The organism is Pseudomonas sp. SHLD1 (assembly GCF_028640935.1).
Classification (GTDB): Bacteria; Pseudomonadota; Gammaproteobacteria; order Pseudomonadales; family Pseudomonadaceae; genus Chryseomonas; species Chryseomonas aestiva.
The window spans coordinates 421,190-432,708 of record NZ_JAQZAD010000035.1 but is presented as its reverse complement, the minus strand read 5'-3'; the positions used below and the strand labels follow the sequence as shown (position 1 = coordinate 432,708).

Annotated in this window: 13 protein-coding genes; 7 read left to right on the top strand and 6 right to left on the bottom strand. The window is 67.0% G+C overall.

All coding sequences use genetic code 11. The annotated features are described in order from the left end of the window. Positions 1–7: 7 nt before the first annotated feature. Together PVZ77_RS25755 and erdR are read right to left on the bottom strand one after the other, a co-directional pair. The gene (locus PVZ77_RS25755) at positions 8–388 is read right to left on the bottom strand and encodes a diacylglycerol kinase (RefSeq protein ID WP_178083871.1); all 381 of its coding nucleotides are present in this window, start codon (positions 386–388) and stop codon (positions 8–10) included. A 94-nt stretch (positions 389–482) separates the two neighbouring features. Continuing rightward, on the bottom strand, positions 483–1,133 hold the full coding sequence (gene erdR, locus PVZ77_RS25750) for a response regulator transcription factor ErdR (RefSeq protein ID WP_273808838.1): 651 nt from the start codon (positions 1,131–1,133) through the stop codon (positions 483–485). Between the two features lie 172 nt (positions 1,134–1,305). On the opposite strand from erdR, the gene PVZ77_RS25745 reads away from it, so the two are divergent. Next, positions 1,306–2,202 (top strand): DMT family transporter, encoded by an 897-nt coding sequence (locus PVZ77_RS25745; RefSeq protein ID WP_273808837.1) that lies wholly within the window; start codon positions 1,306–1,308, stop codon positions 2,200–2,202. On the opposite strand, the gene PVZ77_RS25740 is transcribed toward PVZ77_RS25745, so the two are convergent. Further along, positions 2,199–2,933, bottom strand: a complete 735-nt coding sequence (locus PVZ77_RS25740) for a tRNA-uridine aminocarboxypropyltransferase (protein ID WP_273808836.1) — start codon at positions 2,931–2,933, stop codon at positions 2,199–2,201. The genes PVZ77_RS25745 and PVZ77_RS25740 overlap by 4 nt on opposite strands. Before the next feature lie 141 nt (positions 2,934–3,074). Here PVZ77_RS25740 and PVZ77_RS25735 point away from each other — a divergent pair, with 141 nt between their 5' ends. Together PVZ77_RS25735 and PVZ77_RS25730 are read left to right on the top strand one after the other, a co-directional pair. Then, complete coding sequence (locus PVZ77_RS25735) at positions 3,075–3,482, top strand: quorum-sensing-regulated virulence factor family protein (RefSeq protein ID WP_027597050.1); 408 nt, start codon at positions 3,075–3,077, stop codon at positions 3,480–3,482. 15 nt (positions 3,483–3,497) lie between these two features. Then, entirely contained in the window at positions 3,498–4,577 is a 1,080-nt protein-coding gene (locus tag PVZ77_RS25730; RefSeq protein WP_273808835.1) for a TIGR00730 family Rossman fold protein, read from the top strand. A gap of 501 nt (positions 4,578–5,078) precedes the next feature. Here the strand turns inward: PVZ77_RS25730 and recX are convergent. The 3 genes from recX to PVZ77_RS25715 all read right to left on the bottom strand — a co-directional run bounded on the left by recX (position 5,079) and on the right by PVZ77_RS25715 (position 7,227). Then, positions 5,079–5,531: a recombination regulator RecX gene (gene recX, locus PVZ77_RS25725; protein WP_158895966.1), complete on the bottom strand. Its 453-nt coding sequence runs from the start codon at positions 5,529–5,531 to the stop codon at positions 5,079–5,081. Positions 5,532–5,596: 65 nt separating this feature from the next. Then, positions 5,597–6,640: a recombinase RecA gene (recA, locus tag PVZ77_RS25720; protein WP_273808834.1), complete on the bottom strand. Its 1,044-nt coding sequence runs from the start codon at positions 6,638–6,640 to the stop codon at positions 5,597–5,599. A gap of 86 nt (positions 6,641–6,726) precedes the next feature. Then, entirely contained in the window at positions 6,727–7,227 is a 501-nt protein-coding gene (locus PVZ77_RS25715) for a CinA family protein (RefSeq protein WP_273808833.1), read from the bottom strand. A 165-nt stretch (positions 7,228–7,392) separates the two neighbouring features. Here PVZ77_RS25715 and PVZ77_RS25710 point away from each other — a divergent pair, with 165 nt between their 5' ends. The 4 genes from PVZ77_RS25710 to PVZ77_RS25695 are packed head-to-tail and all read left to right on the top strand — an operon-like array spanning position 7,393 to position 11,519. After that, positions 7,393–8,430 (top strand): LacI family DNA-binding transcriptional regulator, encoded by a 1,038-nt coding sequence (locus tag PVZ77_RS25710; RefSeq protein WP_273808832.1) that lies wholly within the window; start codon positions 7,393–7,395, stop codon positions 8,428–8,430. Positions 8,431–8,487: 57 nt separating this feature from the next. Continuing rightward, positions 8,488–9,270, top strand: coding sequence for a sugar phosphate isomerase/epimerase family protein (locus PVZ77_RS25705; RefSeq protein WP_273808831.1), 783 nt, complete (start codon positions 8,488–8,490; stop codon positions 9,268–9,270). Continuing rightward, positions 9,263–10,192, top strand: a complete 930-nt coding sequence (locus PVZ77_RS25700; protein ID WP_273808830.1) for a sugar kinase — start codon at positions 9,263–9,265, stop codon at positions 10,190–10,192. The genes PVZ77_RS25705 and PVZ77_RS25700 overlap by 8 nt, the downstream gene beginning before the upstream one ends. A 43-nt stretch (positions 10,193–10,235) precedes the next feature. Continuing rightward, positions 10,236–11,519 carry an MFS transporter gene (locus tag PVZ77_RS25695; protein WP_273808829.1) on the top strand — a complete coding sequence of 428 codons (1,284 nt, stop codon included), beginning with the start codon at positions 10,236–10,238 and terminating at the stop codon, positions 11,517–11,519.

Here is an 11,519-nt window from a genome sequence, read left to right as displayed (position 1 = left end):
GTCCTGCTCAACCGAGCAGGACGATGCCCCAGACCACGGCGATGATGATCATGGCCACGAACTGCGCAGCGCTGCCCAGATCCTTGGCGTTCTTCGACAGTTCGTGCCAGTCCAGGGAAATGCGGTCCACCACCGCCTCGATGGCGGCGTTGAACAGTTCGACCACCAGCGACAGCAGGCAGACCGCCACCAGCAGCGCCCGCTCGCCGCGACTGACGTCCAGCCAGAAGGCCAGGGGCACCAGCACCACATTGAGCATCACCAGCGAACGAAAGGCCGCTTCCTGGCGAAAGGCCGTGCGCAGGCCGGCCAGGGAATAGCCGGTGGCATTGATGACCCGGCGCAGACCGGTCTTGCCTTTGTAGGGAGAGATCACCGAAAGCTCCATCCAGCAGGGGCGAACCGCCGATCCGGGTGGACGGCAGCTGCCAGAAAGTGAAAGTCGACGGTCGCGCCCGGCGCGGGCGCCGATAGCGCCGGGGTCAGCTGGAGGTGCTCTCCAGTTGCTGCAGCAGCAGCGCCGCCTGGGTGCGGGTGCGGACGCCGAGCTTGCGGAAGATGGCCGTGGCATGGGCCTTGACCGTGGCCTCGGAAACATTGAGCTCGAAGGCGATCTGCTTGTTGAGCAGGCCTTCGCAGAGCATGGTCAGCACCCGGAATTGCTGTGGGGTGAGACTGGCGAGCCCGGCGCTGGCGGCCTTGGCTTCCTCGCTCAGGGCGGCGGCGCCTTCTACCTGGGGCGGCCACCAGGTATCGCCATCCAGCACCTGACTGACCGCCTGCTGCAGGGTGCTCAGATCGCTGGACTTGGGAATGAAGCCACTGGCGCCGAATTCACGGGCACGCTGCACCACCGCCGGTTCTTCCTGGGCCGAGATCATCACCACCGGCACCTGGGGGAACTGACCCCGCAGGAGGACCAGGCCGGAAAAGCCATAGGCGCCGGGCATGTTGAGATCGAGCAGGACCAGATCCCAGTCGGTGCGCTCGGCCAGGCAGGCCTGGAGCTCGGCGATGTCGGCCACCTCGGTGAGCCGTGCCTGGGCGCCCAGGCCCAGGGTCAGGGCCTGCTGCAGCGCGCTGCGAAACAGCGGATGATCGTCGGCGATCAGTATCTGGTAGGCAGCCGCCATGGTGTAGCTTTCCTTGTTGTCGTGAGCGCCCACGTCGACCAGTTAGCTGGCGCGCGGGCTGCACGCAAGCATGCCGAACGGCGCGGACGGGGGCAAGGCCGGGCGGACCGCCGACGGTAGGCAAGGCCCTGCGGTTTGCGGCACAGTTGCCGTTTTGCCCAAGAGACGTCCCATGCCCAGCACCGCCCTGCGTGCCGATCTGCTCATGCTGCTCACCGCCCTCATCTGGGGCAGCGCCTTCGTCGCCCAGACCGGCGGCATGGAGCACATCGGCCCCTTTCTCTATACCGGCCTGAGATTCGCCCTGGGCGCCCTCACCCTGCTGCCGCTGCTGTTGTTCCTGCGCCGCCGCGGCCGCCAGCAGCGCCTGACCCGCGACACCTTCAAGGGCGGCCTGCTGATGGGCCTGGTGCTGACCCTGGGCATCAACCTGCAGCAGGTCGGCCTGCTGTTCACCAGCGTGACCAATTCCGGCTTCATCACCGGTCTCTATGTCATCGTGGTGCCGCTGCTGGGGCTGCTGCTCGGCCAGCGCAGCCACCTGGGCACCTGGATCGGCGCCAGCCTGGCGGTGGTCGGCATGGGGCTGCTGAGCATCGGCGACAACTTCCACGTGGCCTCGGGCGATCTGCTGCAACTGGCCGGCGCCCTGGCCTGGGGGATTCATGTCCTGCTGGTGGGTCACTATTCCAGTCGCCACGACGCCACGGTGCTGTCGATCCTGCAATTCGGCGTCTGCGCCGTGCTCAGCCTGGCGCTGGCGCTGGCCTTCGAGCCGATCCAGTCGACCGGGATCGTCCTGGCCCTGCCCGAGCTGCTCTATGGCGGCGTGATCGCCGCCGGCATCGGCTACACCCTGCAGGTGTTCGCCCAGCGCGGCGCCATCGCCTCCCATGCGGCGGTGATCTTTTCCCTGGAGGCGGTGTTCGCCGCCTTCTTCGGTGCCTGGCTGCTGGGCGAGGCCCTCAGCGGGCGTGGCTACCTAGGCTGCGGCCTGATGTTCGCCGGCATGCTCGCGGCCCAGCTCTGGCCGCGCCAGGCGCCGGTGGAGATCAAGCCGGTCAACTAACTCCGCAGGGCCTTGAGTTGCAGGCTGGCCGGGCTGTCCGCCGCCAGCGGCAGGTGATGCTTGGCATCCAGGTAGCGTTCGCTGAAGACATCCAGATAGGCCTCCAGCAATCGACCGGCCGGTGCCTCGCCGGCCAGCTCCAGGCACAGGGCGGCGACCTCGGCGGTGCACAGGTGCTCGCCCCGGGTCGAGCGCCGCAGGCGATAGCGCGACAGGGCATTGGGCTGGAAGCTCAGCACCGGCAGGCGGTCCAGATAGGGACTCTTGCGAAACATCTTGCGCGCCTCGGTCCAGGTGGCATCCAGCAGCACGAACAGCGGGCGCTGACCGGGTGCCAGCGGCAGGCTCTCGACCACCCGCTCGGGCGCGGCGTACTCACCGGGAAACACCAGCAGCGGTTGCCATTCCGGCTGCGCGAGCAGTGCCGGCAGCGCTGGATCCACCGCCGTGCGACTCCAGCCGAAGGCATGGGTATCGGCCACCACGTCGGCGATCAGCCAACCGGTGTTGCTCGGCTTAAGCGGCTCGACGTCGTGCATCAGCAGGCACATGCCGGCGTGGGTCTGGCGCAGGGGACGCAGGTCGCAGAGGCAGTGGCTGGGGGCCAGGCGGCAATTCGGGCAGCGCGCCATGCGCGAGCCACGGGCGATGAAGGGCTTGATGCTGCGCGCCAGGCGCTCCTGGCGCAGACGGGCCACGGCATGCAGAGGGGTGTCGCTGATCGTGGTCATGCCGGGCTCGCGGGCAAAAGCGCAGTTTACCAGAGCGATCGGGATGCCCGTGGCGGCCAGGCAGGTTACCCTGCGCAGACGCCTTGCGAACCCCCGCCCGCGACCACGGTCGAAACGGGCTCCTCTACGCTGGAGAACACGATGCCTCGTTTTGCTTTGCTCGCCCTGACCCTCGCCCTGCCCTTCACCGTCCAGGCGGCCGAGTCGCTCAAGGACCACGAGCTCAATCAGATGCTGCGCAAGGTCGCCACCGAGAGCAGCCAGGGCACGCCCCGCGCCATCAACGAAGACATCCTCGACCGCGGCTACACCGTGCAGGGCAAGCAGCTGATCAACAACCTCAGCGTCCGCCCGGCCCATGCCGCCCGCATGCGCGAGAATCCGGCCACGGTGCGGGTGCAGCTCGCCGAGAGCGTCTGCCAGAACAACGGCTATCGCCAGTTGCTGGCCCGCGGCGCCACCCTGGTCTATGACTTCACCGAATACCAGACCAACAAGCCGGTCATGGTCGAGCGCTTCCAGGCAGCCGACTGCGGCCTGGGCAAGTAAGCGGAGACCGCGGCCATGACCGAGGACAGCGACGACAGCTACCTGGCCCGCCACGTGGAGCCCAGCGCCGCCGACCTGGGTCAGCGCATCGACGAATTGCTGGAGCACGCCCTGCCGGGCGGCAGCCCCAACCTGGGCCTCTATCGCGAGATGCTGGTGACGGTGGTGCGCATGGCGCAGACCAATCCGGCACGCTGGGACGCCAAGATCATGCTGCAGACCCTCAAGGAGCTGGAGCAGGCCTTCCGCACCCTGGAGCGCTTCCGCCGGCGGCGCAAGGTCACGGTGTTCGGCTCGGCGCGGACCCGCATCGATCATGGCCTCTATGCCCTCGCCCGCGAACTGGGCAGCGCCCTGGCCCGCCGCGACATGATGGTCATCACCGGCGGTGGCGCCGGCATCATGGGCGCGGCCCACGAGGGCGCCGGGCCCGAGGCCAGCCTGGGCTTCAACATCACCCTGCCCTTTGAACAGCGGGCCAATCCGACCATCGAGGGCACGGATCACCTGCTGTCCTTCCACTTCTTCTATGTACGCAAGCTGTTCTTTCTCAAGGAGGCGGATGCCCTGGTGCTCTGCCCCGGCGGCTTCGGCACCCTGGACGAGACCTTCGAGGTGCTCACCCTGATCCAGACCGGCAAGAGTCCGCTGGTACCGCTGGTGTTGCTCGACACCCCCGATGGCCACTTCTGGGACGACACCCTGGCCTATTTGCAGCGCAATCTGCTGGAGGAAGGCTACATCCTGCCCGCCGATCTCAAGCTGGTCAGGCTGGTACGTTCACCGGAAGCCGCTGCCGCCGAGATCGAGCACTTCTACGGCAACTACCACTCCACCCGCCGACGTGACGGCCTGTTCCATATCCGCCTCAAGCACGCCATTACACCGGCCTGCCTTGAACACCTGGCCACGGCTTTCGGCGACCTCTGCCGTACCCCGGGCTTTACCCAACTGGCCCCGGGCGAAGGCCAACCCGACGAAGCGGAATTCGCCCACCTGACGCGCCTCGCCTTCGACTTCCACGGCCGCCACTATGGCCGCCTGCGCGAACTGGTGGACGAGCTCAATCGGCCGGAGCATTGGGCATCCACCTAGGTTGGCGCACCAGACCCCGGCTGCCCTTGTAGGTCGTGTTGAGCGCAGCGACGCCCAACGCTCCCCGTCACCGGACCTGATGTTGGGCTTCGACGATGGGCTGTCTCAACCCAACCTACGCTGGCTGCTCTCAGGTTGGGTTGAGCGCAGCGAAGCCCGACGTTCCCCGGCACCGGACCTGATGTTGGGCTTCGACGATGGGGCCGTCTCAACCCAACCTACCCCAGCTGCTCTCGTAGGTTGGGTTGAGCGCAGCGAAGCCCAACGTTTTCCGGCACCGGACCTGATGTTGGGCTTCGACGATGGGGCCGTCTCAACCCAACCTACCCCAGCTGCTTTCGTAGGTTGGGTTGAGCGCAGCGAAGCCCGACGTTCCCCGGCACTGGACCTGATGTTGGGCTTCGACGAGGGGGCCGTCTCAACCCAACCTACCCCAGCTGCTCTCGTAGGTTGGGTTGAGCGCAGCGAAGCCCAACAGCACAAGCCACAAGCCACAAGCCACTACCGCCGGCTCAGCACCCGGTTGATCCCGTCCATGGCATAGCCCCGGTAGGCCAGGAAACGCCCCTGCTTGGCGCGCTCCTTGGCGTCGGCCGGTGGCGTGCCGAACTTCCGGCGCCATACCTCTTCCAGCTGCGCCTGCCAGTCCACATCCGCTTCGCGCAGGGCCATCTCCACCTGCTCTCTTTTCAGGCCACGCTGGCCCAGTTCCTCGCGGATGCGCATGGGCCCGTAACCGGAACGGGCACGGCTGGCGATGTAGCTCTCCAGATAGCGGCTTTCGTCGAGCAGGCCATCCTCGGCCAGGCGATCCAGCACCGGACCGAGCAGCTCCTCCTCGGCCCCGCGCCGACGCAGCTTGCGCGACAGCTCTTCACGGCCATGCTCGCGACGCGCCAGCAGATCCATGGCGGCGAAACGGATGGCAGCGGTGGTATCCAGCGGATTGCCCAAGGGTGATCCTCCTCATGCGAAAACCCCCGCACGGGGCGGGGGTCGTCTGGAGCACTGGCAGGCGATCAAAGATCGACGTCAGCGCCTTCTTCAACAGCCACTTCGGCCTTCTGATTGGTCGGCTGGCTCAGCAGCTTCTCGCGGATCGCCTTGTCGACGGCGCCCTTGATCTCGGGATTGTCTTCGAGGAACTTGGCAGCGTTACCCTTGCCCTGGCCGATCTTGCTGCCCTGGTAGCTGTACCAGGCACCCGACTTCTCGATCAGACCCAGCTGCACGCCCAGATCGATGATCTCGCCGTTCAGGTAGATACCCTTGCCATAGAGGATCTGGAACTCGGCCTGGCGGAACGGCGGTGCCACCTTGTTCTTGACCACCTTGACGCGGGTTTCGCTGCCGATCACCTCGTCGCCTTCCTTCACCGCGCCGATGCGACGGATGTCCAGACGGACCGACGAATAGAACTTCAGGGCGTTACCGCCGGTGGTGGTCTCGGGGTTGCCGAACATCACGCCGATCTTCATGCGGATCTGGTTGATGAAGATGACCAGGCAGTTGGCGTTCTTGATGTTGCCGGTGATCTTGCGCAGCGCCTGGGACATCAGGCGCGCCTGCAGACCCACGTGCATGTCACCCATCTCGCCTTCGATCTCGGCCTTCGGCACCAGGGCGGCCACGGAGTCGACGATGATGACGTCGACCGCATTGGAGCGCACCAGCATGTCGGTGATTTCCAAGGCCTGCTCGCCGGTATCCGGCTGGGACACCAGCAGGTCGTCGACATTGACGCCCAGCTTGCCGGCGTAGTCCGGATCCAGCGCGTGCTCGGCGTCGACGAAGGCGCAGGTGGCGCCCTGCTTCTGAGCCTGGGCGATGACCGACAGGGTCAGGGTGGTCTTGCCCGAAGACTCGGGACCGTAGATTTCGACGATCCGGCCCTTGGGCAGACCACCGATGCCGAGGGCGATGTCCAGGCCCAGGGAACCGGTGGAGATCGCCGGAATGGCCTGGCGCTCGTGATCGCCCATGCGCATCACGGTGCCCTTGCCGAATTGCTTTTCAATCTGTCCCAAGGCCGCGGCCAGGGCACGCTTTTTGTTGTCGTCCATTAGATTCCTCTCGGAGAAAGAAGGGCCAGACGGCCGTGGATACCTGTATAAGTGAACAGTATTAAACCATAGTCGCCCTCCGGTTGCTACACCTGAGGGCCTTTTTCCTTGGCCAGAAAGGTCAATAAAACCTGCAGCGCGCGGACCTGGGTCTGCTGGCGAACGGCAGCGCGATCGCCGGCAAAGACCTGCCGTTCGGTGTGCAACTTTTCGCCGTCGCGCCAGGCCAGCCAGACGGTACCGACCGGCTTGCCCGGCACCGCGCCACCCGGCCCGGCGATACCGCTCACCGCGACCGCGAAGCGCGCACCGGCGCGCTGCTGCGCACCCAGCGCCATGGCCGTGACCACCTCTTCGCTGACCGCGCCGACCTGATCGAACAGGACCTCGGGCACGTCCAGCTGCAGGGTCTTCTGGCGATTGGAATAGGTGACGAAGCCGGCCTCGAACCAGGCCGAACTGCCGGCAACGCGGGTGATCGCCTCGGCGATGCCGCCACCGGTGCAGGATTCGGCGGTGGTAACCTGGGCGCCAGCGGCCTGTAGTGCCTCACCCAGCTGCCGGGCGAGACTGTCGAGGGAGTCCATCGAGACCTTCCTGTGCAAAGGGGAACATAAAAGGTGACCGCGGCAAGCGCCTGCCTGCGGCGACCACTGGTCGGCCTGCACCTTAGACCGGCTTGCCGGCCCGCGTGGGAAAAGATTTACTGAAACCGGTTTCAGGCACCTACAAAATCCTAACAGCGGTACGCCATGAACGATGTCTTTCTCCCCGGTCCGCGCGCCACCCGTGCGACCATCGCCGAAGTGGCCACTGCCGCCGGCGTGTCCAAGGCCAGCGTGTCCCGCTATATCAGTGGCGATCGCCGCCTGCTGTCCGACTCCCTGGCCGCGCGCATCGAGCAGGCCGTGGTCGCCCTCGACTTCCAGCCCAACCAGATGGCCCGTGGCCTCAAGCGCGGTCGCAGCCGCCTGATCGGCATGCTGGTGGCCGATCTGCTCAATCCCTATTCCACCGCGGTGATGCATGGCGTGGAAACCGCCTGCCGCCAGCAGGGCTATTCGCTGCTGATCTGCAACACCGACCAGGACGCTCGCCAGGAGCGCCAGCAACTGGCCGCGCTGCAGTCCTACAGCATCGAAGGCCTGATCGTGAACACCTTTGGCCAGCACGCCGCCGACCTGCACCACCTGGGCAGTCGCCTGCCGCTGGTGCTGCTGGATCGCGAACTGCCGGGCGTCGAGGCCGATCTGGTCGGCCTCGACAACCACCAGGCCATCGCCGACGGCGTGGCCCACCTGCAGCGTCAGGGGTATCGCGACCTGCTGCTGGTCAGCGAACCCCTGGACGGCACCAGCTCCCGCCGCGAGCGGCTGACGGCCTTCGACGCGGCCCTGGCCGAATACCCCGGCGGTCGTGGCGGGCATTGCGCCCAGGCCGACGATGCCCTGGCGCTGCAGCGGGCGCTGGCCACCTTTCTCGCCAGCCCCGGGCCCGGTCCCAAGGCGCTGCTCACCGCCAATGGCGTGGCGACCCTGGCGACGACCCTGGCGCTGCAGGCCCTGGGCGAGCCCCTGTTCGAGCGCCTCGGCCTGCTGGCCCTCGACGACCTCGACTGGTTTCCCTTGGTGGGTGGCGGCATCAGCGCCCTCGCCCAGCCGACCCATGCCCTGGGCATAGCCGCCTTCGAGCGGTTGCAGCGGCGTATTGACGGGGATCGCAGCGCACCGGTGCAGCAGACCTTCGGCGCGGAACTGCGCATCCGTCAGTCGACTCGCGTCCGAACCTAGCGGCACCTTTCGCCCTTTTGCTCGTCTTTTGTTGAAACCGGTTTCAGGAGAACAACAATGCCACTGGAGATCGCCATCACCACCTCGGCCTTTGGCGCCGACGGGGTCCGTACCCAGGGTCAGGCCGCCTGGCTCGACCTGATCGCCGCCGCGGGCGCCACCCATGTGGAAATCCGCGCCGAACTCTTCACCGATGCGCCCGATTTCGCCGCCCTGGGCGCCGCCATCCAGGCGGCTGGTCTGGGCTGTGTCTATTCGGTCCCCCTCGAACTCTGGCCCGAAGCCGGCGCGGCCCTCTCGCCGCGTCTGCCCTCGGCCCTCGCCGAGGCCCGCCTGCTGGGCGCCGATACGCTCAAGGTGTCGCTCGGGCACTACCGTACGGCGATCGATCTGGCGCCGCTCGCCAGCCTGCTGACCGGCGACGGTCCGCAGCTGCTGGTGGAAAACGACCAGACCGCCCAGGGCGGGCGGGTCGAGCCGCTGCGCGCCTTCATCCAGGCGGTCCGGGCAATCCAGCTGCCGGTAGGTCTGACCTTCGACGTCGGCAACTGGCGCTGGCAGGACGAAGATCCCTTGCAGGCCGCTCGCCTGCTCGGCCCCGACGTCCGCTACCTGCATTGCAAGGCCGTGCGCCGGCGGGCCGGTGGCCTGCACGCCGTGCCGCCGGAAGCCGCCGACCTGCTGGCCTGGCAAGGCCTGCTGGCGCACTTCCCCAGCGCCCTGCGCCGCGCCATCGAATTTCCGCTGATGGGAACGGATCTGCTGGCCGAGACCCGCCGCCAGGTAGCGGCGCTGCGCACCCTGGATGGGCAGGCCCGGGAGGAGCGCCGCCATGGCTGACATCGACATCCTCGCCTTTGGCGAAACCATGACCATGTTCGTCGCCGAGACGCCGGGCGAGCTGGCCACGGTTGGCCAGTTCGGCAAACGCATCGCCGGCGCCGACAACAACGTGGCCATCGGCCTGAGTCGCCTGGGTTTCAAGGTCGCCTGGCTGTCGCGAGTGGGCGATGACTCCTTTGGCCGCTTCGTGCGCGCCAGTCTCGAAGCCGAAGGGCTGGACTGCCACCGGCTCACCGTCGATCCCCGGCACCCTACCGGCTTCCAGCTCAAGTCTCGCGCCACCGATGGCAGCGATCCGGTGGTCGAGTACTTCCGCCGCGGTTCGGCGGCCAGCCACCTCAACATCGAGGAAGACTTCGACCCCAGTCTCCTGCAGGCCCGTCATCTGCACGCCACCGGTATTCCACCCGCGCTGTCGTCCAGCGCCCGCGCCTTCAGCCGCCATCTACTGGAAGCCATGCGCGACGCCGGCCGCAGCATCTCCTTCGATCCCAATCTGCGACCTTCGCTGTGGGACAGCGAAGACCGGATGCGCCGCGAGCTCAATGACCTCGCCGCCCTGGCCGACTGGGTGCTGCCCGGCCTGGCCGAGGGTCGCCTGCTGACCGGCTACGACACCCCGGCGGACATCGCCGCCTTCTACCTCGACCGCGGCGCCAAGGCCGTGGCCATCAAGCTCGGCCCCGAGGGCGGCTACTGGCGCACGCCCGAGGCCGAGGGCGAGATCCCCGGCGTACCGGTGGCCGAGGTGGTCGACACCGTCGGTGCCGGCGATGGCTTCGCCACCGGCTTCGTCAGCGCCCTGCTCGACGGCCTCGATGTCGCCGCGGCCGTCGCCCGTGGCAACTGGATCGGCGCCCGCGCCGTACAGGTGGTCGGCGACATGGAAGGATTGCCCTACCGCCACGAACTCCCCTGATCGACGCCAACCCCCTGACAAGAACAATCAAGCAGGTGACCCCATGAACGCTTCTTCTCTCGCTCCACGCCGCTGGTGGTATCTGATGCCGGTGGTCTTCATCACCTACAGTCTGGCCTATCTCGACCGGGCCAACTACGGCTTCGCCGCCGCCTCCGGCATGGCCGACGACCTGGGCATCACCCCGGCGATGTCTTCGCTGCTCGGTGCGCTGTTCTTTCTCGGCTACTTCTTCTTCCAGGTGCCCGGCGCCATCTACGCCGAGAAGCGCAGCGTCAAGCGGCTGATCTTCTGGAGCCTGATCGCCTGGGGTGGCCTGGCCACCCTCACCGGCTTGGTGCCCAACGTCACCCTGCTCATCGCCATCCGCTTCCTGCTCGGAGTAGTCGAGGCGGCGGTGATGCCGGCGATGCTGGTCTATCTCTGCCACTGGTTCACCAAGCGCGAGCGTTCGCGGGCCAACACCTTCCTGATCCTTGGCAATCCGGTGACCATCCTCTGGATGTCGGTGGTCTCGGGCTATCTGATCCACGCCCTGGACTGGCGCTGGATGTTCATCATCGAAGGTCTGCCGGCGGTGATCTGGGCCTTTATCTGGTGGCGTCTGGCCGCCGAGCGACCCAAGGATGCCAAGTGGCTCGCCGCTGACGAAAAGGCGCGCCTGGAGGAGGCGCTGAAGGCCGAGCAACAGGGCATGAAGCCGGTCAAGAACTACGCCGAAGCCTTCCGCTCGCCCAAGGTCATCCTGCTGTCGCTGCAGTACTTCTGCTGGAGCATCGGCGTCTATGGCTTCGTCATCTGGCTGCCGTCGATCCTGCGCCAGGGCGCCCACCTGGACATCGTCCAGGCCGGCTGGCTGTCTTCGCTGCCCTACCTGGCTGCCGTACTGGCCATGCTCGGGGTGTCCTGGGCCTCGGACCGCATGCAGAATCGCAAGCTGTTCGTCTGGCCGCCACTGTTGATCGCCGCCCTGGCCTTCCTCGGCTCCTTTGCCCTCGGCACCCAGCACTTCTGGTGGTCCTATGCCCTGCTGGTGGTCGCCGGTGCCTGCATGTACGCGCCCTACGGCCCCTTCTTCGCCATCGTTCCGGAGATCCTGCCCGGCAACGTCGCCGGCGGCGCCATGGCACTGATCAACAGCATGGGCGCCCTGGGCTCCTTTGCCGGTTCCTACCTGGTGGGCTATCTCAATGGCGTGACCGGCGGTCCCGGTGCGTCCTTCGGCTTCATGGGCGGCGCCCTGCTGGTGGCCGTGGTCCTGACCCTGCTGTTGCGCCAGGAACCGGTCACCCGCGCCGCGGCGCTCAAGACCGCCACCAGTCACTAG